The sequence below is a fragment of the Citrobacter sp. CK202 genome (genome assembly GCF_030333225.1).
GTDB classification, from domain to species: domain Bacteria; phylum Pseudomonadota; class Gammaproteobacteria; order Enterobacterales; family Enterobacteriaceae; genus Citrobacter_B; species Citrobacter_B koseri.
On sequence record NZ_JAOWGI010000019.1, the window covers coordinates 93350 to 119668 of the forward strand.

19 protein-coding genes are annotated in these 26319 nt (G+C 53.7%); 3 read left to right on the top strand and 16 right to left on the bottom strand.

The window, feature by feature from the left end:
• Nucleotides 1-148 precede the first annotated feature (148 nt).
• The 4 genes from mukB to cmoM are packed head-to-tail and all read right to left on the bottom strand — an operon-like array spanning nucleotide 149 to nucleotide 7408.
• Nucleotides 149-4618 carry a chromosome partition protein MukB gene (gene mukB, locus OGX84_RS03485; protein WP_115609422.1) on the bottom strand — a complete coding sequence of 1490 codons (4470 nt, stop codon included), beginning with the start codon at nucleotides 4616-4618 and terminating at the stop codon, nucleotides 149-151.
• Nucleotides 4618-5322: a chromosome partition protein MukE gene (mukE, locus tag OGX84_RS03490; protein ID WP_024130476.1), complete on the bottom strand. Its 705-nt coding sequence runs from the start codon at nucleotides 5320-5322 to the stop codon at nucleotides 4618-4620. The genes mukB and mukE overlap by 1 nt, the downstream gene beginning before the upstream one ends.
• Nucleotides 5303-6625 carry a chromosome partition protein MukF gene (mukF, locus tag OGX84_RS03495; protein ID WP_058668967.1) on the bottom strand — a complete coding sequence of 441 codons (1323 nt, stop codon included), beginning with the start codon at nucleotides 6623-6625 and terminating at the stop codon, nucleotides 5303-5305. The genes mukE and mukF overlap by 20 nt, the downstream gene beginning before the upstream one ends.
• Before the next feature lie 3 nt (nucleotides 6626-6628).
• A complete protein-coding gene (gene cmoM / locus OGX84_RS03500) occupies nucleotides 6629-7408 on the bottom strand; it encodes a tRNA uridine 5-oxyacetic acid(34) methyltransferase CmoM (RefSeq protein WP_115626555.1) in 780 nt (259 codons plus the stop codon).
• Between the two features lie 135 nt (nucleotides 7409-7543).
• Here cmoM and elyC point away from each other — a divergent pair, with 135 nt between their 5' ends.
• Nucleotides 7544-8323: an envelope biogenesis factor ElyC gene (gene elyC / locus OGX84_RS03505; protein WP_012133005.1), complete on the top strand. Its 780-nt coding sequence runs from the start codon at nucleotides 7544-7546 to the stop codon at nucleotides 8321-8323.
• Here the strand turns inward: elyC and OGX84_RS03510 are convergent.
• From OGX84_RS03510 to serC, 12 genes are all read right to left on the bottom strand, one after another.
• Nucleotides 8300-9193 (bottom strand): YcbJ family phosphotransferase, encoded by an 894-nt coding sequence (locus tag OGX84_RS03510; protein WP_012133006.1) that lies wholly within the window; start codon nucleotides 9191-9193, stop codon nucleotides 8300-8302. The two genes, elyC and OGX84_RS03510, sit on opposite strands and share 24 nt — an antisense overlap.
• Before the next feature lie 154 nt (nucleotides 9194-9347).
• Nucleotides 9348-10094, bottom strand: a complete 747-nt coding sequence (gene kdsB / locus OGX84_RS03515; RefSeq protein WP_012133008.1) for a 3-deoxy-manno-octulosonate cytidylyltransferase — start codon at nucleotides 10092-10094, stop codon at nucleotides 9348-9350.
• A complete protein-coding gene (gene ycaR / locus OGX84_RS03520; RefSeq protein WP_012133009.1) occupies nucleotides 10091-10273 on the bottom strand; it encodes a protein YcaR in 183 nt (60 codons plus the stop codon). Before ycaR ends, kdsB begins: the two co-directional genes overlap by 4 nt.
• A 51-nt stretch (nucleotides 10274-10324) precedes the next feature.
• The gene (locus OGX84_RS03525) at nucleotides 10325-11557 is read right to left on the bottom strand and encodes a winged helix-turn-helix domain-containing protein (protein WP_275166827.1); all 1233 of its coding nucleotides are present in this window, start codon (nucleotides 11555-11557) and stop codon (nucleotides 10325-10327) included.
• A gap of 43 nt (nucleotides 11558-11600) precedes the next feature.
• Nucleotides 11601-12578 (bottom strand): tetraacyldisaccharide 4'-kinase, encoded by a 978-nt coding sequence (lpxK, locus tag OGX84_RS03530; protein ID WP_112002304.1) that lies wholly within the window; start codon nucleotides 12576-12578, stop codon nucleotides 11601-11603.
• Complete coding sequence (gene msbA / locus OGX84_RS03535; protein WP_012133012.1) at nucleotides 12575-14323, bottom strand: lipid A ABC transporter ATP-binding protein/permease MsbA; 1749 nt, start codon at nucleotides 14321-14323, stop codon at nucleotides 12575-12577. The genes lpxK and msbA overlap by 4 nt, the downstream gene beginning before the upstream one ends.
• A 36-nt stretch (nucleotides 14324-14359) precedes the next feature.
• Nucleotides 14360-16624: a ComEC family protein gene (locus OGX84_RS03540; protein WP_286457383.1), complete on the bottom strand. Its 2265-nt coding sequence runs from the start codon at nucleotides 16622-16624 to the stop codon at nucleotides 14360-14362.
• Nucleotides 16625-17306: 682 nt separating this feature from the next.
• Nucleotides 17307-17591 (bottom strand): integration host factor subunit beta, encoded by a 285-nt coding sequence (gene ihfB, locus OGX84_RS03545; RefSeq protein ID WP_000167332.1) that lies wholly within the window; start codon nucleotides 17589-17591, stop codon nucleotides 17307-17309.
• Nucleotides 17592-17748: 157 nt separating this feature from the next.
• A complete protein-coding gene (gene rpsA, locus OGX84_RS03550; RefSeq protein ID WP_012133016.1) occupies nucleotides 17749-19422 on the bottom strand; it encodes a 30S ribosomal protein S1 in 1674 nt (557 codons plus the stop codon).
• Between the two features lie 113 nt (nucleotides 19423-19535).
• The gene (gene cmk / locus OGX84_RS03555; RefSeq protein ID WP_012133018.1) at nucleotides 19536-20219 is read right to left on the bottom strand and encodes a (d)CMP kinase; all 684 of its coding nucleotides are present in this window, start codon (nucleotides 20217-20219) and stop codon (nucleotides 19536-19538) included.
• Between the two features lie 181 nt (nucleotides 20220-20400).
• Entirely contained in the window at nucleotides 20401-21684 is a 1284-nt protein-coding gene (gene aroA, locus OGX84_RS03560) for a 3-phosphoshikimate 1-carboxyvinyltransferase (RefSeq protein ID WP_012133019.1), read from the bottom strand.
• A gap of 70 nt (nucleotides 21685-21754) precedes the next feature.
• Nucleotides 21755-22843 (bottom strand): 3-phosphoserine/phosphohydroxythreonine transaminase, encoded by a 1089-nt coding sequence (serC, locus tag OGX84_RS03565; RefSeq protein WP_112002307.1) that lies wholly within the window; start codon nucleotides 22841-22843, stop codon nucleotides 21755-21757.
• 409 nt (nucleotides 22844-23252) lie between these two features.
• On the opposite strand from serC, the gene ycaO reads away from it, so the two are divergent.
• On the top strand, nucleotides 23253-25013 hold the full coding sequence (gene ycaO / locus OGX84_RS03570; RefSeq protein WP_024130477.1) for a 30S ribosomal protein S12 methylthiotransferase accessory factor YcaO: 1761 nt from the start codon (nucleotides 23253-23255) through the stop codon (nucleotides 25011-25013).
• 405 nt (nucleotides 25014-25418) lie between these two features.
• On the top strand, nucleotides 25419-26279 hold the full coding sequence (gene focA, locus OGX84_RS03575) for a formate transporter FocA (protein WP_024130478.1): 861 nt from the start codon (nucleotides 25419-25421) through the stop codon (nucleotides 26277-26279).
• Nucleotides 26280-26319 lie beyond the last annotated feature (40 nt).

Consider the following 26319-nt stretch of genomic DNA (forward strand, 5'->3'; position numbering starts at 1 on the left):
ACCTTCAGTATATAAACATCAAAAAGGTTTTGCCTAACCTAATGTAAAGAAGTTTAAAGAAAAAGCACCTGGTGTAAGGTGCTTTTCAGACTTCTATTGATCGATTTTATGATGAAAAAAGACGGCGCGAAGGCCGTCTTCATCTTACTTACCCGGCGGCCTGCGACGAGGCATCTTCGGTGCCAGTGCCAGGTAGGGTCTCCGGCAGTTGTGGGGCGAAGCCACGCAGTCCGACCACATGAACGTGTTCGGTATTGTGGAAAACCTTACGCACCAGCTTATAGGTGGTGCCTTTCTCAGGGCTGATGTTTTCCGGCGCTGCGATGATAAGCTGCATTTGCAGACGTTCGCACAGTTCGAATAGCGTCGCGATGGAACGCGCATCCAGACGCGCAGCCTCATCAAGGAACAGCAGGCGGCATGGGGAGATATCTTTTCCGCGCAAGCGGCGGCCTTCGTCTTCCCAGCTTTGTACTACCATCACCAGAATGGACATCCCGGTACCAATCGCTTCACCGGTAGACAGCGCGCCGGACTCCGCACGCAGCCAGCCGTCTGAACCACGGTTGACCTCGACTTCCATCTCCAGATAGTTACGGTAATCCAGCAACTCCTCGCCAATGGTCTGCGGCGTACGCTGCCCCATATCAATCTGCGGATTCAGGCGCTGATACAGCTTCGCCAGCGCTTCAGAGAAGGTCAGGCGGTTGCTGTTAAACAGATCCTGATGTTGCTCATGCTGTTCGGAAAGAACATCCAGCAAGGTCGCATGCGTTTCCCGCACGTTAACGTTGAGACGCACGCTGTTCACCTGACCGAACGAGACGTTTTGCAGCCCCTGGTTCAGCATACGAATACGGTTTTGTTCGCGCTGAATCGTCTTACGAATAATGTTCGCCACGCTGCGCGAGCTGATCGCCAGCTTCTGTTCGCGGGAGGTCAACTCTTCCGTCAGGCGACTCAACTCAATTTCCATCTGTTCGATGGCCTCAACCGGGTCATCGGTACGGATGATATCCTGGCGAATACGCTCCCGCAGATGCTGGTAAACCGCCACGAAGAACTGGATCTTACGTTCCGGTCGTTTTGGATCTTCCGACATACGTAATACATCACGCAGGTGTTCGTTATCCGCCACCGCCAGACGCAACGCACCCAACGCCTTATCCGACATGGAGCGAAGTTCATCTGCCGACAGATAAGCCAACTCGCGACGATGCAAACGGCGCTCTACCCCGTTATCTTTCACCATCCGCATCACCGCGCACCACCCGGCTTTCGCGGTGACCACCTGCTCGCGCATTTCATGATAATCGCGTTCCAGTTTGCGCAGTCTGCGGGTCAGGTTATCCATCTCCGCTTCACAGAAGGTCAGCGCTTTTTCCAGCTGGTTACGACGTGAGCGGTTATTGCTCAGTTGCGTATGCAGTTCGTCACGGCGGATACGCGCGCGCTCTTCCGAACCGCTGTCGGCGCGCACGCCGATATCCTGTAATTCACGTTGCAGGTCGCCCAGCAGCTCTTTCTTGGTGTCATACGAGCTTTTCAGTGAGGCCAGAACCTGATTGTACTGGCTGAGTTGCGCGGCATGACCGCGTAACGCTTCACGGGCACGGGTACGCTCGGCTTCCGCCTGTTCCAGACGCTGGCGCAGTTTTTCGTTCAGATCGCTGTTGCCGCTCAGCATTTCGGCCGAGTCGGAATAGCTGAAGTGCGCCCGACGCTGTACGACCTCGGTCAGCGCAAAAGCCTGCTGACGCGCATCCCGCTGCGTTTGCTGGGAGTATGCGTAATCTTCTTTCAGTTGCTCAAACTGTTCGGGATCGTTTTGCAGAACCGAGACGATCGGCTCCAGTTTGGCTAACTGATTACCGTGTTGCTGTATAAAACGCGCCGCTTCCTGCGCATCATCCAGACGTTCCTGAATTTCATCTACGCGGTCAGCCAGCGTGTCGTCCGCCAGCAGGTTCAGGCGCGGCAGTAAGCGGTTCAGAGCGGAGACGCCCTCTTTCGCCTGTTCAAACTGAATACGCTGCTGCTGGTTGTCGTTTTCATGCGTAGCCAGCGCGCGTTCCAGTTCAACGCGACGGCCATTCAATTGGCGAATTTCCGCTTCCGGGTCGGCCTCAAACGCGACCGCCAGATGGCTGCCGATAAAACGACTGAACGCCTGATGCAGACGCTGAGTTTTCTGCACGTCGAAGGACAACGTCGCAAAGCGTTCAGACAGCCCTTCGCGCTCAGCATGCAGACTTTCAATACGGTTTTCACGCGCGGCGCGACCAAAGATCGGCACCGTCGGGAAACGGGAATAACGCCACTGACGCTCGGCGGTTTTCACCACCACCGCGTTTTCCAGCTCATCAACGCTGAAGACGCTGTCATCGAACGACTGCGGGTCCCCTTCGATGAAATAGAGATCTTCCGGGCAATCCGTCAGCCCTTCAAGCTGTTCGGCGATCAGCGACAGATCCGGCACCACGATAGCATGACGGGACGGGCCGTACAGCGCGGAGAAGTACGGCGCGTCTTCGAAGCTGACGTCATCATAGATTTCCGACAGCAACACGCCGCCAAAACGCTCCGCCAGCGCGTTCAGACGCGAGTCTTCCGAGCCACCCGGCTGGCTTAAACGTTCAATCTCTTCGTCAACCGCGTTCTTACGCGCGCCAACTTCGTCACGCTCTACAATCGCTTCACGCTCGCGCTCCAGCAACTGTTGCAGATACTCGGTTACATCCTGGCTGGAGGTAAACTCTTCGCCGCTCTGTTCGCACAGCTGATTCAGACTGTTTTGCGCCGCCAGCCAGATCGGGGCGCGCTGCATTAAGTGCTGAATGCGGGACTGGAGTTGCTCCTGCTCCTGACGCAGCGTCATACGCTGTTCATGGGCGTTAGAAACGCTATCCGACAGGGCGGCGATGCGGGCTTCCAGCTCCTGGTGCAGCGCTTCCAGCTCATCAATGTCGAAATGTTTGCCCTGACGTTTACAGAATTCCGCCAGCAGGCGTTCAGCTTCCTGCTGTTCGCGCAAGCGCTGTTCCAGTTCACTCAGACGCATACGCAGCGGCTGAACCTGCTCCGCCAGGTGACGCTGTTCCACGCCTTCGCGCAGCAGGTCACGCGCCACGCTCCAGGCTTCATTACGCGCCAGCGGGCCATTAATGGCGGCCACCAGCTGATATGCCTGTTCAAACTGACTGTGCGCGGTTTGCGCCACGCTCATTTTCTGTTCCAGCGAAAGCAGTTTTTCCGTTGCTTCCTGCTCTTTTGCCTGGAACGTTTCCAGCCATTCTGCGGCGCTGTCCGCCGTCAGGTCAGGCAGATGACAAAGCGCTTTGGCGCGGTCAAGCGCCTGGATCGCTTGGTTGTACTGAATCGCGCGCGTCTGCTGCACATCCAGCGCCTGCTGATAGTCCGCCAGTTGGCTTTTCAGTTCATCCACTTCCAGCTCGGCGGCTTCCGCACGGGCTTCGTTCTCTTCCTGCATGTCGGCGGCTTCAGCCACCACTTCATTTTGCTCTTCGAGACGAATTTGCAGCTCATCGAGATCCGCTTCATAGCGCTCGATCTTCTCCTGCTGGCGCAGCGCGGTCTGCACCAGGTTCAGGTGGTCGCTGGCGGCCTGGTAATCCGCTTCCAGATCCCCTTCCGCACCGTTGTGCTCGCCCAGTTCACGCGCCATATCCACGTGTTTGAACTGTTCCGCCGCCAGTTGCTTACGCGATGTGTACAGCTCGCGACGAAACTCCAGCGCTTTATCCAGATGAACCCGGCGTTCGTTGGCGTGGCGCATGTAGTCCGCCGCCACGTAGTTAGTGGCTTCGCTAATCAAATGCTTGAACAGGTCACGATCCGACTGGGTTACGCGGATCGCTTCCAGCGTCATACGGTTTTCACGCAGCGCGGCTTCCATATCCTGGAACGCTTTACGCACGCCGCTATTTTCCGGCAGCAGGTAGTCACGCAGGGAACGGGTAATCGCGCTGGAGATCCCGCCGTACAGCGAGGCTTCAATCAGACGATAGAACTTGCTGCGATCGGACGCAGAACGCAGACGGCGGGCAATGATGCCCAGATCGAACATCAGCGAGTGATAATCGGTGATCGAGTTAAACTGCTTAAACTGCACGCCTTCCATCGCATCGAGCTTCTCTTTCAGCTCCGCGAGGGTCAACACGCGCGCCTGGCGCTCGTTCAGCGTTTCCGTCACCAGCTGCGTCGGCTGCACCGACATCGGCAAGCCCTGAATGGCAAACGGTTTGATATCAACTTTGCGATCGCGTCCGGCGACCTGCTGCAAACGTACGCCCACCACAACACGCTGATGGCGGGAATTGAGGACGTCGAGCATGGAATAACAGACGCCCGCTTTCAGCTTACCGTGCAGGCCTTTATCGCGCGATCCGCTGGTGGCCCCGGCTTCCGTGGTGTTACGGAAATGCAGTAAGGTTAAGTCCGGGATCAGCGCCGTGACGAACGCCGCCATCGTGGTGGATTTACCGGCGCCGTTCCCGCCGGACAGCGTGGTGACCAGCTCATCGAGGTCAAAGGTGCGGGCAAAAAAGCCGTTCCAGTTAATCAGCGTTAGTGAGCGAAATTTACCGCGTTCAATCATTATTCTTCCTCTCCACTGTCCGGCTGATTCTCTTCGGTCTCATCGTTGAGTTGCAGGTGATTTTCAACCGGCATGGCTTCCCCATCGCGGATTAAGCGACGCTGCGCTTCACGCGGATCGTCACCGGTACGCACATCCGCGCCAAAGCGGAACACCGATTCCGTGATGCGGAATTTGCTGCTGTCATGGCCCATAAACCACACCATCCCTAAGCGACGCAGACGGTTTAACGACGAGCGCACCTTCTCCTGTAGTTTCTGACGATCCACGTCAGACCCCGTTGAGCGGTTGTTGACCAGTTTCAGCAATTTGGCTTCGTCTGTCAGGGCGAGCAGCTCATCGTACAGTTCCTGCTGGGTAAAAATCCCCTCATTTGCCAACCGCTCCGGGCTGAGATAGAGGTAACAGAGGATTTTACCCACCATCATGTCCAGTTCAGACAAGACGGAGCGCGGGATAATCGTCGTGGAACGCGGGCGCAGGTAGAAAAAACCCTCCGGCGCGCGAATCAGTTCGACGTTATAGCGACTGTAAAACTCTTCCAGATACTCCTGGAAATCCATCAGGAAGGCATGATTATCCAGCTCATCCAGACCGATATGTCTGCCGGAGCGTAATGCGCTATCCAGCGCCGGAAATAACGGGTTTGCCAGCGCCTGCGCCAGCTTAACCGGCATCACTTGTTCAATATTTGTCAATGACATGCGCCTGTACCTTGGCTCCGTAATCATTAATCGGCTGCCATTTGGCTGGCAGTCCGGTGAAGTCTGCTTGCGCTACGCCAAGACGTACCGCCTGATCGATAACAATACGCGCCACGTCGAAGTGACGCGCTCGTGGGTATTGCGCCAGATATTCGCGCACTACCAGGCCGAGATCCAGTGGGGCTTGTCTGGATTTATAGATAGCCAGCTGTTCTTCGATGATCGCCGCCAGTTGTTCGCGGATCTCGTTAAATTCTTCATATTCCAGATCCGGCGGCAGTTCGCCGGTCACCTCTTCATCGCGCAGCGCCATCTCTTCATCGCGCATATCCAGCAGACGATCGGCATTGGCATAGGTCAGCGCCCACGGCTCATCAAAATAGCTCTGGATGGACTGGCGCAGTCGCTGGGCAAAGACGCGGTTTTTATCCATATCAATCGCAGTACGGATAAATTTGTGTACGTGTCGGTCATAGCCAATCCACAGGTCGATGGATTGCTGACCCCAGCTAATAATGCGGTCGAGTTTGCTTTGCAGATCGAACACCAGACGATCCACAAAATGCAGGTCGTCATGCGCCATCGTGGCGTCCTGAATGCGTAACAGATTGGCCTGTAATTTATCGCCAGCCGCTTCAAGCGTATCCTGCAACTCACGCAGCGTGCCGGATGTTTCAGAAAGCAGCAGTTCGCAACTCGAAATCGCCGCGCGCCAGTCTTTGTTCAGCAACTGCGCAATGTCGTCTTTTACCTGCTGCTGCTGCTCATCCATGATGCGCTGGGTCAGGTCGATGCTGTCGAAAATTTCCGCGACCGAATATTTCAGCGGCGCATAAACGTTGCGATGCCAGTGAAATTCGTCGCCGCCCTCATCTGCCGCATCCGCCGCCCGCTTCAGTTCACCCGCGACAATGGATAGCTGCATGGAAAGGCGCAACGTGGAAAACTCACGCTGGCGGATGTAATAATCGGTAATGCCAATCCCGAGCGGCGTCAGGCGATAAATGGCGTTGCCTTCCGCTTGCTCGCTGGTAAAGCGGTTCAGCAGACGTTGACGTACCATATCGTTGATCGCGTTGTTGGCGCGCACGCCGATGGTTTCGCTGGTTTGCTCAAACGCATCACTGACATGGCGGAACGCATCCACCAGTTCACCTTCACTCATCTCCCCGTCCAGGCGCTCGCCGTTCAGCGTGGCTACCGCCAGCAGGAACGAAAGTCGGTCTACCGGCAGAGAGATGGAAAAGTCATTTTTTCTGGCCCAGGCAACCAGTTCGGGGACTGTCTGGGAAAATTCACTCATAAGTTATCCTTGCATCTGCGGTTTGCGCGCGGTGACATGAATGTAGCGGCCAAGGCTAATATACGGCTCCTGGCGGCAATAACGCGTTTCTAATTCAACTAACATCTCATAGCAGTCACGCTGTTGATGCTTCTCACGCAGATAATCATGAAATACGCGTACGCCGGTCTTACCGGTAATCTGCCAGCCAATATCTTCCAGCCACTGATAAACCTGCTCGGGTTTACGTGGATAGTCTGGCGAAAGCGTACGCTTTTTGCGTTTTGGCATCCCCACCTGCACATAGTCAAAGTTCCCTGCCACCATGTTATGCATCAACAGGCCGTTAGCATTGTAGAACATTAACGACAGTGCTCCGCCGGGGCGCAAAACTGACCAAAGCGTCTCTAACACGCCGACCGGTTCCGCCACCCACTCCAGCACAGCATGAAACAATATCAGATCAGCGGAGGTTTCCAAATGCGAAGCGACATCCTGAACGGCGCATTGTATAAAATGCATGTTTCCGCTCACACCTTTTGCTTCTGCCGCCTGCTGCGCACGCGCGATCATCTCGCCGGACAGATCGCACAATGTAACCTGATGCCCACGCTCCGCCATTTTGATGGCCGTTTGCCCCTCTCCGCCGCCAGCATCCAGGATGTGCAGTTTTTGCTCGCCGAATTCCGCCAGCAACCGATCAAGATCCTGCCACAGAATCGCCTGTCGCAGCTGTCCTTTAGTGGTTCCGTAGATGTTACGGGAAAACTTTTCAGCAATGTCATCAAAATTGCGGTCCCGCATCGGACTCTCCACAGGCTGGCTCAGGTGTGCTTTTAAAAAGAAGCTATTTTGTCATAGTCGCGGCGATATTTAACCTGTCTGGTGTAATATCCCTGCTGATCCCCTGCTGTATGGTCAAAAAAGGAACCAAAAAGGATGCTTTTTACTCTGAAGAAAGTGACTGGCGGTCTGTTGCTGCCGCTTCCCTTTATGCTGCTCATCATGGGCGTGGGGCTGGCGCTGGTATGGTTTAGCCGCTTTCAGAAAACCGGGAAGGCGTTTATCAGCCTGGGATGGCTGGCAATATTTCTGTTAAGCCTGCAACCTGTTGCTGACCGTTTACTCAAACCGATTGAAGACAGTTACCCCACCTGGCAGGGAACGCAAAAAGTAGACTATATCGTGGTGCTGGGCGGCGGCTACACCTGGAACCCCCAGTGGGCGCCCAGTTCGAATCTGATCAATAACAGCCTCCCACGTCTGAACGAAGGCGTACGCCTCTGGCTGGCCAATCCGGGATCGAAACTGATCTTTACGGGCGCGGCGGCAAAAACCAATCGCGTGAGTACGGCAGAAGCGGGCGCAAGAGTGGCACAATCGCTGGGCGTGCCGCGCAGCGATATCATCACGCTGGATCAGCCAAAAGATACCGAAGAAGAGGCGGAAGCGGTGAAACAGGCCATCGGCGATGCCCCTTTCCTGCTGGTCACTTCCGCCTCCCACTTACCGCGCGCCATGATCTTCTTCCAGCATGTTGGGTTACATCCGCTGCCTGCGCCAGCCAATCAGCTGGCGATAGATTCACCGTTAAATCCGTGGGAGCGAGCAATTCCCTCCCCGGTATGGTTGATGCATAGCGATCGCGCCGGTTATGAAACGCTGGGGCGCATCTGGCAGTGGCTGAAAGGCGCGTCAGGCGAGCCAGGGCAGCAGTGATTTTGTCGCGAGGTCAAAGTTGGAGCGGCTAAAACGCCCGGTATTGACCAGCTGCGCGACTTCGTCCCATAACACATAAAGCCAACGCCGCCAGATGAACGATTCAGCCACTGGCGCGTGTTGCAGATAATGCCAGAGCAACCCTTCCGCCAGCGCATTGTCCATCAGTCGGAACAGTTCATACTCTCGTGGCGCCCACAGCATAACGCCAGGCCCCACCATCGCCAGAAGCTGATCGCTGCGGGCGTCTTTCAGCATACTGCGCAGGCTAAAATTGCCGTGGATGAGCACGCAATTATCATTAAATCCTTCAAACAGCGCAGGCAGGCACTCCCGGGTACGAAACAGAATGCGTTTATCCTGCATGGTTAACCCGGTGTTGTTGAACTGGTTTAACGTCGTCCATAGCACTTCAACACGCTGGCGATACCAGGACGGCCAGATATTTTCCTGCGTATGATCCACCGCGCCCACGCAACCCCGGCTGTCCTGCCGATGCCAGGCTAACAACCCTTCTACAATCTGATCCTTCAACTGCTCCCAGCGCTCAGGCGTGCGGGCGGGCGCTTCCACAGAGACGCCACGCAGACGCTCCAGCAGCAGGACATCAGGCCCGGGGTGTTCCTCATGCGTCATCACGCCATAGACAACCGGCATGCGTACCGTGCCGCTACGCGCCAGCATGGTCGTTTTCCATGCCAGTTGCTGCGCCACGCCAGGGGTCGTAAAACTTCTCGCCATTAGCGGCATCGGGTTTCCCTGACTGTCGTACAGCGACCACAAGGCCGTATCCGCCTTTTCACTCACGCACTCTATACGGCTGAGTTTTTCGCCCAGCAGATGACTCAGTTCGGCTCGCAGCTGTTCCATTTCAGATTGCCCTCATAAACGCCACTGCTTTTATAATGAGCGCCGTATGGACAGATGTCACCCGGATGAGATCAATTGATGAAAAGAAAAATGAAGGGAAAATCGTAACGATACGACACTCCTCCCATTTGTGAGAGGAGTGCGATAGCGGATATCAGCGCATTTCGGCGCGAACGCGCTCAAGATCTTCGGCTGTATCAACGCCCGTTCCCGGGACTTCTTTGGCGACGGCAACATGGATTTTTTCGCCATACCACAGCACACGAAGCTGCTCCAGCATCTCAATATGCTCAAGCGGGCTGGGCTGCCAGTTCACGTAGCGGCGAATAAACCCGGCGCGATAGCCGTAAATTCCCAGATGGCGCAGGAACGTGTCGCCCACGGTCTCAAGGCTTTTCGCAAAACGATCGCGATCCCAGGGGATCGTCGCACGCGAGAAATAAAGCGCATAGCCTTCAGCGTCCAGCACAACTTTCACTGCATTAGGATTAAAAGCTTCTTCAGCACCGTGAATCGGCGCCGCCAGCGTCGCCATACCAACCTGGCGCTGCGCCAGGTTTTCCGCCACCTGACGAATAATCACCGCCGGGATCATCGGCTCATCACCCTGCACGTTCACAATAACGGTATCGTCGCTAAAACCGCATTTTTCAACGACTTCCGCCAGACGCTCCGTCCCGGACTGATGGTCAGCGCGCGTCATGCAGACTTCCCCACCCGCCGCTTCTACCGCGCGAGCGACATCTTCATGATCCGTCGCGACAATAATGCGTTCAGCGCCAGATTCGCGCGCGCGTTCCAGAACATGCACGATCATCGGTTTGCCGTTGATATCCAGTAAAGGCTTACCGGGCAGACGCGTGGACGAAAAACGAGCGGGAATAATGACCACAAAACTCATGATTTACTCTCATCAGCAGTAATGGAACGCGCTTCCGTTTCCAGCAATACCGGAATGCCATCGCGCAATGGGAAAGCCAGGTTATCCAGTTTGCAAATCAGTTCTTGTTTTTCCTGGTTATACCAGAGTTTGCCGTTGCATACCGGGCAGGCAATGATTTCAAGTAGACGATGATCCATAGTTCCTCCAGATGGACCGGATTGTGAATCCATCAATATTAACATAATCGTTTATGAGACCGCGTCTATTTCCCAGCCATGACGATTTTCTGCAAACAAGCAGGATGGGCAGCTCCCTAGCGTGACGCGGCTGGCCTGTTGCCAGCGAGCGAACGCATTAATCGCCTGCAACAGCCCTTTTTGCAGCGTCGGGCCCGGTTTAACCCCCTCCTGCAACCAGAGCGAGATGACTTCCAGAACGCCCGTTTTGCGATGCATTTTGGCATCCATGCGCCCAACCAACTGCCCCCGATGCAGCAGCGGCAAAACAAAATAGCCATACTGGCGTTTAGGCGCCGGGGTATAGCACTCCAGGCGGTAGCTAAAATCGAACAACTGCTCTGCCCGTTTCCGGTCCCAGACGACGGGATCAAAAGGGGATAAAACCGCGCTATGCGTAGCGGTGAGCTTATTGTTCAGCGCCTGCTCCAGTAGCGGCAACAGATCGGCGTGTAGCCACATTGCCCCCAGCCTGTCGGCCTGAACGGGAACCAGTTGCCCTTGTTCAACGCGGATATCACGCCACGTTTTCACTTCAGGTCGCCGCAGACGATAGTAATCCGCCAGCCACTGCTCGCGAAAAATCCCCAGACTACGCGCGCTATTATCCAGCATGGCGATTTCTGCTTCTGCCTGCGACAGTAAATCGCGTTTATCGTCCCAGTGCGGCATCACGCGTTGCGTCAGGTCATACACGCGCTGAAAGTTGCGCCGTTCTACAACCATGACTTTCCCGGCAGTGAACAATCCTTCAAGATGGCGCTTATGTGGCTTCCATTCCCACCATCCACTGGCGCCTTTGCGTGGATGCGCAAAATCCGCTGAGCGCACAGGGCCGTTATGGTGAATATGCTGGATCAACTGCGCGATCTCATCGGCATGTTCCTGCATCCACGATGCTTTGTACTTCCAGCCCATCTTCTCAGGCGCCAGCATACGGTGACGAATTAGCGTAAAGTCGCTACGCGGTAAGAAACAGGCCTCATGCGCCCAGTATTCCATGAGTTCGCCACGCGACAACGAGTCGTCCAGCCACTGTTGCGGGTAGTGGCCCAGACGGCTAAACAGCACCAGATAGGGGCTGCGCGCCACAACGTTGATCGTATCGATTTGCAATAAAGACATGCGCGAAATCGTCGCGAGAATATCCGCAGGCAATGCCTGACGGCGGGGCTTTTTCAGCAAACCTTGCGCAGCAAGATGGAGATGACGAACATCCGTAAGAGAGAGATGCGGCAACGACATGTATAACTCCGGGAATCGTTCGCTGCCGCCACATCAATTTGTGCTAGCGAGCCAGCGAGATGAGTTGTTCAAGCAGTGCATCAGGTTGTTCACCCGACAAACGCGCGTCTACAGGTAAATACCACCAGTTGTCCTCGGCAAATCCCCGGCATTTAACGGCATCTTTTTCCGTCATGACCAGCGTTTGCCCGTCGGTTACTAACGCCTTCACATCGTTAAAGGCGAGAGACTGATGATCGGCCAACGGAACGCATTTCTGTAGCGACGCCCCACACGCTTCGAGCGTAGCAAAGAAACGTGGAGGATGGCCAATCCCCGCCATCGCGACAATGTTGCTTAACTCCGCGACATGACGGCGCTCACCGGTGCATAAATTGACCGCCAGCTCTGGTGCCAGCTGCATCGGAATTTCTCCTGGTCTGGCAACGCCGCCGTTGACGATCACCGCATCTACCGATTTAAGCCGGCTGGCACGCTCACGCATCGGCCCTGCGGGCAACCACCAGCCATTGCCAAACCGACGCACGCCGTCGATGACAACGATTTCAATATCGCGCGCCAGACGATAATGCTGTAGCCCGTCATCCGTCACGATAATTTGTACATCGTGACGCGCGAGAATCGCTTTTACTGCGTCTGAGCGAACCGGCGAGACAGCAACAGGCGCGCCGGTTCGTTGATAGATCAGTACCGGCTCATCACCCGCTTCCGCAGAGGACGTTTGTGGAGTAAGCAACAGCGGATAAGACGCCGCTTTACCGCCATACCCCCGCGAAACAACCCCTACGCGAATGCCGCGCTGTTGCAGTTGCTCGACCAGCCAGATAACGACCGGCGTTTTTCCGTTGCCCCCCGCCGTAAGGTTCCCGACGACAACAACTGGCACCGGCGCACGCCAGGCGCGTTTAATTCCCAGCCGGTAGCACAGGCGAATCCCCCCACTCACCAGGCCATACAGCCAGGAGAGTGGGAGCAACAGACGCCACAGGGGCGATTCACCAGACCAGATGCGGGCGATCATTGGCCAAATTGCATTTTATGCAGTTGCGAATACACACCGCGCTGCTCCAGCAATTCGCGATGGGTTCCACGCTCAACAATAATCCCGTCTTCCACCACGACAATTTCATCAGCTTGTTCAATCGTTGAAAGACGGTGCGCGATAACCAGCGAAGTACGGTTTTTCTGCAACTCATCCAGCGCGGACTGAATCGCGCGTTCGGATTCGGTGTCCAGCGCAGAAGTGGCTTCATCCAGAATCAGGATTGGGCTGTCACGCAGCAACGCACGGGCAATCGCGATACGCTGACGCTGGCCACCGGAAAGCAGTACGCCGTTCTCGCCGATAACCGTATCCAGACCGTCATCCATCTTGCTGATAAAGTCCATGGCATACGCCATACGCGCCGCTTCTTCAATTTGCTCGCGGCTGTACTCTTCAGTACGCGCATAGGCGATGTTGTTCGCAACCGTATCGTTAAACAGGTGCACATTCTGCGAAACCAGCGCGACCTGATTACGCAATGAAGACAGGGTATATTCACGCAGATCGTGTCCATCCATCAGGATATTCCCTTCATTGATGTCGTAGAAGCGCGTGATCAGACTGGCAATGGTTGATTTACCTGAACCGGAACGCCCGACCAGTGCAACCGTCTTACCCGCCGGAATATGCAGATTGATATTGCGCAGCGCAGGCGTTTCACGCCCCGGATAGGTAAAGGTCACATTGCGGAATTCCAGATCGCCTGTCGAACGTTCAATTACGCGTTTGCCTTCATCTTTCTCTTGCTCGCTATCCAGAATAGCAAACAGCGTCTGGCATGCCGCCATACCACGCTGGAACTGCGCATTGACGTTGGTCAGCGATTTCAGAGGACGCATCAGGGCAATCATTGATGAGAATACGACGGTAATCGTACCCGCAGTCAGGCTGTCCATTACGCTCGGGAAGCTAGCCGCATAGAGAACAAAGGCCAGCGCCAGAGACGCGATCAGCTGAATGATCGGATCAGAGATGGATGATGCAGACACCATTTTCATCCCTTGCAGACGCATTTTATTGCTGACTTTGTCAAAACGCTTCGTTTCAACTTCCTGACCGCCAAAGATAAGCACTTCTTTGTGGCCTTTCAGCATCTGCTCTGCACTGGTGGTCACCTGCCCCATCGTGTTCTGCATGTTTTTACTGATGCTACGAAAACGCTTCGATACCACGCGAATCGCAATAGACACAACGGGCGCCAGAATGACCAGAATGATCGACAGTTGCCAGCTGTTATAGAACATCATGATAAACAAAGCGATGATCGATGCACCTTCACGCACGACCGTAATCAACGCCCCGGAAGACGATGACGCAACCTGTTCTGAGTCATAGGTAATACGAGAAAGCAGTGTCCCCGTTGATTGTTTATCAAAGAATGCAACAGGCATCCCCATCATATGACCAAACAGACGACGGCGCATGGTCATCACCACTTTGCCCGATACCCATGAAATACAGTAGCTGGAAATATAGCTGGTGATACCACGTAATATCATCAGGCCAATAACCACCAGCGGCATCCAAAGCAGCACCGATCGATCTGTTTTACCAAAACCATCGTCCAGCAATGGTTTGAGGAGCGATAACATAAAAGCATCGCTGGCCGCATTGAGGATCAACGCGACACCCGCCACGATCAGCCCAGTTTTGAAAGGCGCAATGGTAGGCCACAGTCGGCGGAACGTCTGCCACGTAGAGAGATCTTTATCGTTATGCATTCAAAAAACCAGCATTTGTTGAAATAGCCGCATATTCTACCCGTTATCCTCTGACACGCCAAACCACTGATGATACCAACGAGGTAAAATTTGCTCCCGTAAACCTCGTATGCGCCAGCCTTGCGGGGAAAAGTCCACCGAAATTTGCCCCTGATGCGGGGTATCCAGCCACTGATAACCTTGTTGTTGATAGCGCTGTTGTACCTTCCAGGAAGGCAGATGCCAGGCGTTGTAGCGCGATGCCGACGCCAGCGCGGCCAGGCCCTCAACCCGTTGAATTAACGCTAATGACGACGATGTATTACTGCCATGATGCGGAACCTGAATAATTGTCGCCTGCAAATGCCGCCAATAACGACTTAGCATTTTTTGTTCAGCCGGAGATTCAATATCGCCCGTCAGCAAAATACTCTGCTTTCCGTCATCCACTTTAACCACGCAGGAATGGTTGTTGCCCTTTTCCCTGTTTCCTTTAATCGGCCAGTGTGCGCTGAAGGATAGCCCCTGCCACGTCCACTGCTCCGCACGAAAGCACGGCAGATGGCCCTTCCAGCCTAATGGGCTTCGTATCCAGAGCGAAGGCCACGTCTTCTGTAATGATGACAGGCCACCCCGATGATCCAGATGTTCATGGCTCAGGATAATCCCCTCAGGTTCCAGATTGTGCCAGCGTAGCCAGGGAATGATGAGCTGCTGTGCGCTATCGCCATCCGGCCAGGCGCGTCCCGTATCATAAAGTATCGCTTTCCCGTTATGCGCGATAACCATCGCCAGCCCCTGTCCGACATCCAGCATATGAACCTGCCACGCCTCCGTGCGCGGCGTACGCCATAACGGCCAGCTCAACAGCAACACGCCAGACAAACAGATCACCGGGTAAGTTCGCCAGACATTCAATCGCCACGCCATAAGCGTTAACCAGGGAGCCAAAGACAGGTATTGCCAGCGATAATCAATATTAATCCACCCTTCCGGCAGACTTTTCAGCGCCCGGAACAACACGTCCAGAGAGGCGTCAGCCAGCGCCCAGAGACCTTCTTCAGCCATCAGCGGCCCGATCAAATGGCCGATCATTCCCGCCAGTATCAGTGGTACAGAGATAAATGTAACCAAAGGAACAGCAAACAGATTCGCCAGAAAAGAGGTCACACTTACGCCATGAAAAAGCGCTATTTGCACAGGTAAGAGCAGAAGCGTAATGCCCAACTGTAAGTGAACGAGATCCAACACGACTTTCCCTGCCCGAGGCAACGCCCAGGCCGATACTGGAAACCACTGATACCAGAAAATAAGCGCTGCGACGGCAAAGGCCGAAAGCCACAGACTTTGCGACAGAACAGCAATCGGATCGGCAATCACTATTGCCGCCAGACAGCAGAACCAGACCTCCCAACCGCTCCATTGTCGACCGCTCAGCTTCAGTAATCCCCACGATGCCAGCGCCACAACCGTACGCAACGCGGGGGGTTGTAACCCCGTGAGCCAGGCATAAAACGTCGCGCACACAATCCCTCCCACTAACGGCGTTTGCCAGTGAATCCAGCGGGTGGGAAGTAAAAATTGCGCGCCACGAATCAATCCTCCCGCCAGCAGTGCAGCAAAGGCGATATGCAACCCTGAAATGGCCATCAGGTGCGCCGTACCAGTATCGCGCATAATATTTTTGACCTCTTGCGATACTGATAAACGCTCGCCCATGCCTAATGCCAGGATAACCTGCTGCCAGGGGTAGCGCGCCAGCGTGGTATTGAGGGAGGCAAGATAACGCGCGCGTAAACTACATGACGATTCGATGACCGTCGCATGCAGAAACCGGCCGCTCAGAGGCTGATGTTGCGTGAGCGCATAACGCTGGCTATCAAATCCCCCCTCATTAAGCTGACCATGCACGGCACGAACTTTTAGTTTCATCGCCCAACGTTGACCTGCACACACCTCGCTGGGCAAATATTGCCCATAAAGAACAACGCCCACCGAGGGAAACAGGCGTTTCCCCTGTACATGGGTAATTTGCCCGTAATGTGTGGTGGCATGATCGGTCGCCGTAATTTGCACCACGGCTTCTTGTGTTGCGCCAGGCAAGGTATTACCCGGCCAGACAGCTTGCTTTGCAGCAAGTATTCCCCAGAGAAAAAACAGCAGGGTCAAGCTGGCGTACTGCGTATATTTATATGGAACAAAGGACAGCGCGCAGGCAAAACAAAATATGCCAATGAGACACAACGAACCGGGAAGTACAGGTAAGAATATTAGCGGAAGAATTCCGCATAATACACACACGCTGACCGTTGTTATTTTCATAGACACCTCCCTGTTACAGGAAGTGTGCAGATTTAGCTAACGTTTGTCTGGCGACAATTTGTGGTTATTCGGCGCAAATTCCGTGGTTTTCGCGTTGGGAATGCAAGATGCACATAAAAATGCGAGAGGCTTTCCAGTTACGCCTACGAGCACGTATCTGTAGATCTGATGAATGTAGTGCCATCAGGCGCTGCTTTGTGCCGGATGGCGACGCAAAGCGTCTTATCCGGCCTACGGAGTCACGGGAGCATACCTGTAGGCCTGATAAGCGTAGCGCCATCAGGCACAGCTTTATGCCGGATGGCGACGCGAAGCGTCTTATCCGGCCTACTGAGGCACGGGAGCATACCTGTAGACCTGATAAGCGTAGCGCCATCAGGCGCTGCTTTGTGCCGGATGGCGACGCGAAGCGTCTTATCCGGCCTACGGAGTCACGGGAGCATACCTGTAGGCCTGATAAGCGTAGCGCCATCAGGCGCTGCTTTATGCCGGATGGCGACGCGAAGCGTCTTATCCGGCCTACGGAGTCACGGGAGCATATCTGTGGGCCTGATAAGCGTAGCGCCATCAGGCGCTGCTTTGTGCCGGATGATGGCGTTGAAGTCTCTTTTCCGGTCGGAATGCAGAAATGAAAAAAGCACCTTTCAGGTGCTTTTTTCTGGATCAAGTTTTTCGTTAAAACTTAACCGTAAATATTGGCGCGATCGCGCAGTTCTTTACCCGGCTTAAAGTGCGGAACATACTTTCCTTCCAGTTCTACTTTATCGCCAGTCTTCGGGTTACGTCCGGTACGAGGTGCGCGGTAGTGTAAAGAAAAGCTGCCGAAACCGCGGATTTCAATACGCTCGCCCTGCGCAAGAGTCGAGGCCATATGTTCCAGCATCTCTTTTACTGCATCTTCAACCGCTTTCGCGGGAATGTGAGATTGCTGGGTTGCAAGTCTTTCAATCAATTCTGACTTGGTCATGATTCCTCCGGTTCCTGTAAGCAAATTGGCTGCTGCTGTTATTGCATTGATTAAGGGCGGCCGTAGCCGCCCTTAGTGCTTGATTACAGGACGAATCTTGTAATCTGTCAAGTAAACTCATCAAACTTCGGGATAAAACACCCGAAGTTTCAGAGAATTACTCGCCTTTAGCTGCTTTGAAAGCTTCAGCCATTGCGTTGTTGGAGAAGTTTGCATCTTCCTGTTTGTTAACAGTTGCGATTGCATCTTTCTCGTCAGCTTCGTCTTTCGCACGAACAGACAGGCTGATTGCGCGGTTTTTACGATCAACGCCGGTGAATTTAGCTTCAACTTCGTCGCCAACGCTCAGAACCAGAGTCGCATCTTCAACGCGGTCACGGGATGCTTCAGAAGCACGCAGGTAACCTTCAACGCCGTCAGCCAGTTCTACGGTTGCGCCTTTAGCGTCAACAGCAGTGACTTTACCGGTTACGATAGCGCCTTTCTTGTTCAGAGCAACCCAGTTGTTGAACGGATCTTCTGCGAGCTGTTTAACGCCCAGGGAGATACGCTCACGCTCTGCGTCAACTTGCAGAACAACTGCTGCGATTTCGTCGCCTTTTTTGTATTCACGAACTGCTTCTTCGCCTGCAACGTTCCAGGAGATGTCAGACAGGTGAACCAGGCCGTCGATGCCGCCGTCCAGGCCGATGAAGATACCGAAGTCAGTGATAGACTTGATTTTACCTTCAACACGGTCGCCCTTGTTGTGGGTTTCCGCAAACTGCTGCCACGGGTTGGATTTGCACTGTTTCAGACCCAGGGAGATACGACGACGTTCTTCGTCGATATCCAGAACCATAACTTCCACTACATCGCCAACGTTAACAACTTTGGACGGGTGGATGTTTTTGTTGGTCCAATCCATTTCGGAAACGTGAACCAGGCCTTCAACGCCTTCTTCGATTTCAACGAAGCAGCCGTAGTCGGTCAGGTTGGTCACGCGACCAGTCAGTTTGGTACCTTCTGGATAACGCTTAGCGATAGCTACCCACGGATCTTCGCCCAGCTGTTTCAGGCCCAGAGATACACGAGTACGCTCGCGGTCGAACTTCAGCACTTTAACAGTGATTTCGTCGCCAACGTTTACGATTTCGCTCGGATGCTTAACGCGTTTCCATGCCATGTCGGTGATGTGCAGCAGGCCGTCAACGCCACCCAGATCAACGAATGCACCGTAGTCAGTGAGGTTCTTAACGATACCTTTAACTTCCATGCCTTCTTGCAGGTTTTCCAGCAGCTGATCGCGTTCTGCGCTGTTTTCGGATTCGATAACGGCACGACGGGAAACCACAACGTTGTTGCGCTTCTGATCCAGCTTGATGACTTTGAATTCAAGCTCTTTGCCTTCCAGGTGCAGCGTGTCGCGCACCGGACGAACGTCTACCAGGGAACCTGGCAGGAACGCACGAATACCGTTCAGCTCAACAGTGAAGCCGCCCTTAACTTTGCCGTTGATAACACCGGTAACAGTTTCAGCATCTTCGTAAGCTTTTTCCAGCGTGATCCAAGCTTCGTGACGTTTCGCTTTTTCACGGGACAGCAGGGTTTCGCCGAAGCCGTCTTCTACTGCATCCAGAGCAACGTCAACTTCGTCGCCAACCTGGATTTCCAGTTCGCCCTGGGCGTTTTTGAACTGCTCAGCCGGAATGGCGGATTCAGATTTCAGACCAGCGTCAACCAGTACGATATCTTTATCAATAGCAACAACAACGCCGCGAACGATGGAACCCGGGCGGGTTTCGATTTCTTTTAAGGACTCTTCAAAGAGTTGAGCAAAAGATTCAGTCATGTTTAATCTTCAGGTTTCATATTTAACGTCCACCTGGCTCCATGCCGGATGGGGTTGTTTCACATACCCACTGTCAATCCATTGCAGCGGGGGTACTACAAATTCGGTCGCACTTAAGCGAGTGCCAGTTTTTGGCGCGCGTATTGTAACGCTTTTTCAATCACTTGCTCAATGCTTAATCGGGTAGAATCCAGAACTAAAGCATCGGCAGCAGGAACCAGTGGCGCGACAGCGCGATTACGATCGCGGTCGTCACGTTCCTTTATCTCGGCCAAAAGGCGTTCAAAGTTAACACTAAAGCCCTTCTCCTGCAACTGTAGCATACGGCGGTGAGCGCGTTCTTCAGAAGACGCATCCAGGAAAATTTTTACTGGCGCATCAGGGAATACCACCGTTCCCATGTCGCGGCCATCGGCAATCAACCCTGGCGCATCGCGAAACGCACGCTGGCGGCGCAAAAGCGCTTCGCGCACGCGCGGGAATGCAGCGACCTGAGATGCCGCGTTCGCGACTTCTTGCGTGCGGATTTCCCCGCTCACATCTTCCCCTTCCAGAATGACTTCCAGATTGCCATTGGTTGAGACAAAACGAACATCCAGATGAGACGCAAGCGGTACAAGAGCGTCTTCAGAGGTGACATCAACATGATGATGTAAGGCCGCCAGCGCCAGTACACGATAAATCGCGCCCGAGTCCAGCAGATGCCATTGCAATGCTTCCGCCATTGCCTTGCACAAGGTGCCTTTACCTGCACCGCTTGGGCCATCAATGGTAATTACCGGGGCAATTGCCGTCATCTTTTTCTCCTTAAACAGGCATACCGTTAACGTGAACGCCGCGCATTATACGCGCCAACGCTCACAATCGTTATCTTTGTATGCAAAAACCCATTTTGTCTGTCATCAGATGAGGAAGATTTGCGCAATTATAGCGGGCTGGCGAAAAGCCAGCCCAAAAGATGACAATGTTTTACTTTTATCAGGCAGGCGTACTAATACGCGCCAGTTGTTCGAAGTAATCCGGGAAGGTTTTAGCGGTACATTTCGGATCGAGAATCGTCACCGGCGTATCCGACAACGCGACCAGCGAGAAACACATCGCCATACGGTGATCGTTATAGGTGCCGATTTCGGCGAACTGCAACTGAGCCGGTGGCGTGATACGAATGAAATCATGCCCCTCTTCCACTTCAGCGCCGACTTTACGCAATTCCGTCGCCATCGCAAACAGGCGGTCAGTCTCTTTTACACGCCAGTTATAGATATTACGCAGCGTGGTGGTGCCTTTAGCAAACAACGCCGCCGTGGCGATGGTCATCGCCGCATCCGGGATATGGTTCATGTCCATATCCACAGCGTTCAGTTCACCGCGCGTACAGGCAATGAAGTCATCGCCCCAGGTGATGGTGGCGCCCATCTTCTCCAGTACGTCGGCAAAGCGGATATCGCCCTGCATACTGTTGCGGCCAATCCCCGTCACTTTTACCGTTCCGCCTTTAATGGCGCCAGCGGCAAGGAAATAAGAAGCGGATGACGCGTCGCCTTCCACCAGATATTGACCCGGTGAACGATACTGCTGCTCCCCTTTCACCACAAAACGCTGGTAATTCTGGTTCTCAACCTCAACGCCGAATGTTTTCATCAGGTTCAGCGTGATGTCGATATACGGTTTGGACACCAGATCGCCTTTAATTGCGATCGTCGTGTCCTGCGGCGCAAGCGGCGCGGTCATCAGCAGCGCGGTGAGGAACTGACTGGAGACGCTGCCATCAACCTCAACGTGACCGCCGCTAAAACCGCCGCGCAGACGCAGAGGCGGATAGTTTTCCTGCTCCAGATAATCAATCTTCGCACCGCCCTGACGCAGCGCATCGACCAGATGACCGATCGGGCGCTCTTTCATGCGAGGCTCACCGGTCAGCACGATATCATTTGCCCCCAGGCACAGCGCGGCGGCAAGCGGACGCATCGCCGTTCCCGCATTGCCCAGGAACAGTTCCAGCGCGCCTTCGGCATGTAATACGCCGCCCTGCCCGGTAATTTCACAGCGGGTACGGTCGGCGGAAAGGGTATAACTGACCCCCAACGCACTCAGCGCGTTCAGCATATGGCGAACATCATCGCTGTCCAGCAGGTTTGTCAGAACAGTGGTGCCGCTTGCTAATGCCGCCAGTAACAAAGCGCGATTCGAAACACTCTTGGAGCCAGGCAGATTGATGGTGCCATCGACCCGCGCGATGGGTTGTAACGTCAGGGATTCCATGAAACTCAACTCTCAAAAACAGAAATAAAAACCCCACAGGCTGGCTGTGGGGATGAAAAAAGAAAACGAATTAGCCGTGGCGACGCTCGAAATCGACCATGAAATCCGTCAACGCCTTCACGCCTTCAAGCGGCATTGCGTTATAGATAGAGGCGCGCATTCCGCCCACCACGCGATGACCTTTCAGCGCATGCAGACCCACAGCGAAAGATTCCTCCAGGAAGACTTTATCAAGCGCGCTGTCCGCTAGCTGGAAAGGCACGTTCATACGTGAACGATTCGATTTCGCCACATCGTTACGGTAGAAATCACTGTTATCAATCACGCCATACAGCAGTTCCGCTTTTTGCTGATTGATTTTGTTCATCGCCGCAACGCCGCCCTGCGCTTTCAGCCATTTGAACACCAGGCCAGAAAGATACCAGGCAAAGGTCGGCGGGGTATTGAACATCGAGTCGTTGTCGTTCAGCACGGTGTAATCAAGGATAGACGGGCAAGCGATGTTCGCTTTACCTAACAGATCTTCACGCACGATCACAATTGTCAGCCCCGCCGGGCCGATGTTTTTCTGCGCCCCGGCGTAGATCACGCCATAACGCGACACATCCAGCGGCGCGGAAAGAATTGTGGATGAGAAATCCGCAGCCACAACGACATCCGAACCAAAATTCGGCGTTTCATCAATTGCGATGCCGTCGATAGTCTCGTTCGGGCAATAATGAACGTAAGCGGCGTTATCAGAAAGCTGCCACTCGCTCATCGGTTTGACCGCACGCAGACCGTCAACCGTGACTTTGGCGTCAATCACGTTTGGCGAACAGTATTTTTTCGCTTCTTTGATGGCGCTGGCCGCCCAGTAACCGGCATCAACGTAATCCGCCGACGTTTTATCGCCCAGAATATTTAACGGAATTGCCGCAAACTGCCCACGGCCGCCGCCGTGGCAGAACAATACTTTGTAGTTGGAGGGGATGCTGAGGAGATCGCGAAAATCCTGTTCCGCTTCCTCTGCGACCTGGATAAATTCTTTGCCGCGGTGGCTAATTTCCATTACTGACGTGCCAAGACCGTGCCAGTCACGCAGATCCTGTTGAGCCAGTTTAAGCACTTCCGCCGGTAGCATTGCCGGACCTGAACTAAAATTGAAGACCTGAGCCATTTCCCCTCACCACGTTGCGTTATTATCGCCTCAACACCCGAACGTCTGCGCAAGGCAGGACGACGGATATTGGGTATAAGTTATTCCTGTGGATATCGGTTTTATCATTCAGTGACACGCGCCGCAATGGGTAAAACTCATCAGGCCAAAAATGCGCGCTACGTCACACAACAGAATCTATCGGATTGACGACATAAAACCGATAGATTCGCTGTCAGGTAGCCCGTTTTACCCGGCTGGCCTTCGACCATTCTGGATTTGCGCCTCGCGGGCGTCATTGACGATCCCCGGCATTCACAGGAACGACGCTACTACGCACTTTTATTTACGCTGCCGGGGCGGCGGCGATAGCGCCGTCAACATAAAACCCGTATCATTGCGCGCTTTCCGTACGACAAAAGTGATTTTCATGACGCAAACATTTATCCCCGGCAAAGACGCCGCCCTGGAAGATTCCATCGCTCGCTTCCAGCAAAAACTGCTCGACCTCGGTTTTCATATTGAAGAGGCCTCCTGGCTGAATCCGGTGCCTAACGTCTGGTCGGTGCATATTCGCGACAAAGAGTGCGCGTTGTGCTTTACCAACGGCAAAGGCGCAACCAAAAAAGCCGCGCTGGCTTCCGCGCTGGGTGAATATTTTGAGCGTCTGTCCACCAACTATTTCTTCGCCGATTTCTGGCTGGGTGAAACCATCGCCAATGGCCCGTTCGTGCATTATCCGAATGAAAAATGGTTCCCGCTAACCGATGACGACGCCCTGCCGGAAGGGTTACTGGATGACCGTCTGCGCGCGTTCTACGACCCGGAAAACGAGCTGGCCGGAAGCATGCTTATCGATCTGCAATCCGGTAACGAAGATCGCGGTATCTGCGGCCTGCCGTTTACCCGCCAGTCTGATAATCACACCGTGTATATTCCGATGAACATTATCGGCAACCTGTACGTTTCCAACGGAATGTCGGCCGGTAACACCCGCAACGAAGCGCGTGTGCAGGGTTTGTCTGAAGTGTTCGAACGTCATGTTAAAAACCGCATCATCGCCGAAAGCATTAGCCTGCCGGAAATTCCAGCCGATGTGCTGGCACGCTACCCGGCAGTGGTAGAGGCCATCGCTAAGCTGGAGGCGGAAGGTTTCCCAATCTTCGCTTATGACGGCTCGCTGGGCGGTCAGTATCCGGTTATCTGCGTCGTCCTGTTCAACCCGGCCAACGGCACCTGCTTCGCCTCCTTCGGCGCGCATCCTGATTTCGGCGTTGCGCTGGAGCGTACCGTCACCGAGCTGTTGCAGGGCCGTGGGCTGAAAGATCTTGATGTCTTTACCCCGCCAACGTTCGACGACGAAGAAGTGGCTGAACATACTAACCTTGAGACGCACTTCATTGACTCCAGCGGTTTGATCTCCTGGGATCTGTTCAAGCAGGATGCCGACTATCCGTTTGCTGACTGGAGTTTCTCCGGCACCACGGAAGAAGAGTTCGCCACGCTGATGGCAATCTTCAATGCGGAAGATAAAGAGGTCTATATTGCCGACTATGAGCACCTCGGCGTTTATGCCTGCCGCATTATTGTGCCGGGCATGTCTGATATTTATCCGGCAGAAGATCTGTGGCTCGCCAACAACAGCATGGGAAGCCATCTGCGCGAAACCCTCCTTGCCCTGCCGGGCAGCGCATGGGAGAAAGAGGCTTACCTCAATCTGATTGAACAATTAGATGAAGAAGGCTTTGATGACTTTACCCGCGTGCGCGAGTTACTTGGTCTGGCGACAGGCCCGGATAATGGCTGGTATACCCTGCGCATCGGTGAGCTTAAAGCAATGCTGGCGCTGGCTGGCGGCGATCTGGAGCAGGCGCTGATCTGGACAGAGTGGACGATGGAATTCAACGCCTCCATCTTTAGCGCTGAACGTGCGAACTACTACCGCTGTCTGCAAACGCTGCTGCTTCTGGCGCAGGAAGAAGACCGCGAACCGCTGCAATACCTGAATGCTTTCGTTCGGATGTATGGCGCCGAAGCTGTTGAAGCGGCCAGCGCGGCACTGAGTGGCGAAGCGGCATTTTATGGGCTGCAAGCGGTTGATAGCGATCTGCATGCTTTCGCCTCACATCAGTCTCTGCTGAAAGCCTATGAGAAATTGCAGCGCGCCAAGGCCGCTCACTGGTCAAAATAGAAGCGAATAACCCACTGTAGGTAGGTTTAAACAATCGACTGAGCTATATTACGGGGCGCTTTATGCGCCCTGTTTTTTTATTTTTTTGGCAAACGAAAATAAATGTAATAACAAGGTTAAATATTGGTAGTTGATATTACAGATATTAATGTGCTGGTGTTACTTTATTTGCCAATTACTCCATTTTAATTAACTGCCATCGGGGAGGCTCAGCGAAAAAATTCAACTCACTTTATAATTTTTAAAATTTATTTTTATTTGGATAATCAAATATTTACACCGCAATCGCGTAAAAACCACGCATCTTGCGGGCCTATAAGCCAGGCGAGATATGATCTATATCAAATTCTCATCTATAATGCTTTGTTAGTATCTCGTCGCCGACTTAATAAAGAGAGAGTTAGTGTGAAAGCTGACAACCCTTTTGATCTATTACTCCCTGCTGCAATGGCCAAAGTGGCCGAAGAGGCAGGTGTCTATAAAGCAACGAAACATCCGCTGAAGACTTTCTATCTGGCGATTACCGCGGGTGTGTTCATTTCCATTGCCTTTGTTTTCTATATCACCGCCACAACCGGTACAGGCACAATGCCTTTTGGTATGGCGAAACTGGTTGGAGGCATCTGCTTCTCGCTGGGGCTGATTCTCTGTGTTATCTGCGGCGCAGATCTTTTCACATCAACAGTGCTGATTGTTGTCGCGAAAGCGAGCGGCCGAATCACATGGGGCCAACTGGCAAAAAACTGGCTCAACGTTTATTTTGGTAACCTGATCGGTTGTCTGCTCTTTGTGTTGTTGATGTGGCTTTCCGGCGAGTATATGACCGCCAACGGCGGATGGGGGCTTAACGTCCTGCAAACCGCCGACCACAAGATGCATCATACTTTTATTGAAGCTGTCTGCCTGGGTATCCTGGCTAACCTGATGGTTTGCCTGGCCGTGTGGATGAGCTACTCGGGTCGTAGCCTGATGGACAAAGCGTTTATCATGGTATTGCCCGTCGCCATGTTTGTTGCCAGCGGTTTTGAGCACAGCATCGCAAACATGTTTATGATTCCGATGGGGATTGTAATCCGTGACTTCGCCACACCGGAATTCTGGGCCGCAGTGGGCTCCAGTCCGGAAAGTTTTTCTCACCTGACCGTGATGAATTTCATCACCGATAACCTGATTCCGGTCACAATCGGTAACATTATCGGCGGCGGTTTATTGGTCGGGTTGACATACTGGGTCATTTACCTGCGTGGCGACGATCATCATTGCTGATGAGCGTTATACGCAGTAAATAAAAAATCCACTTAAGAAG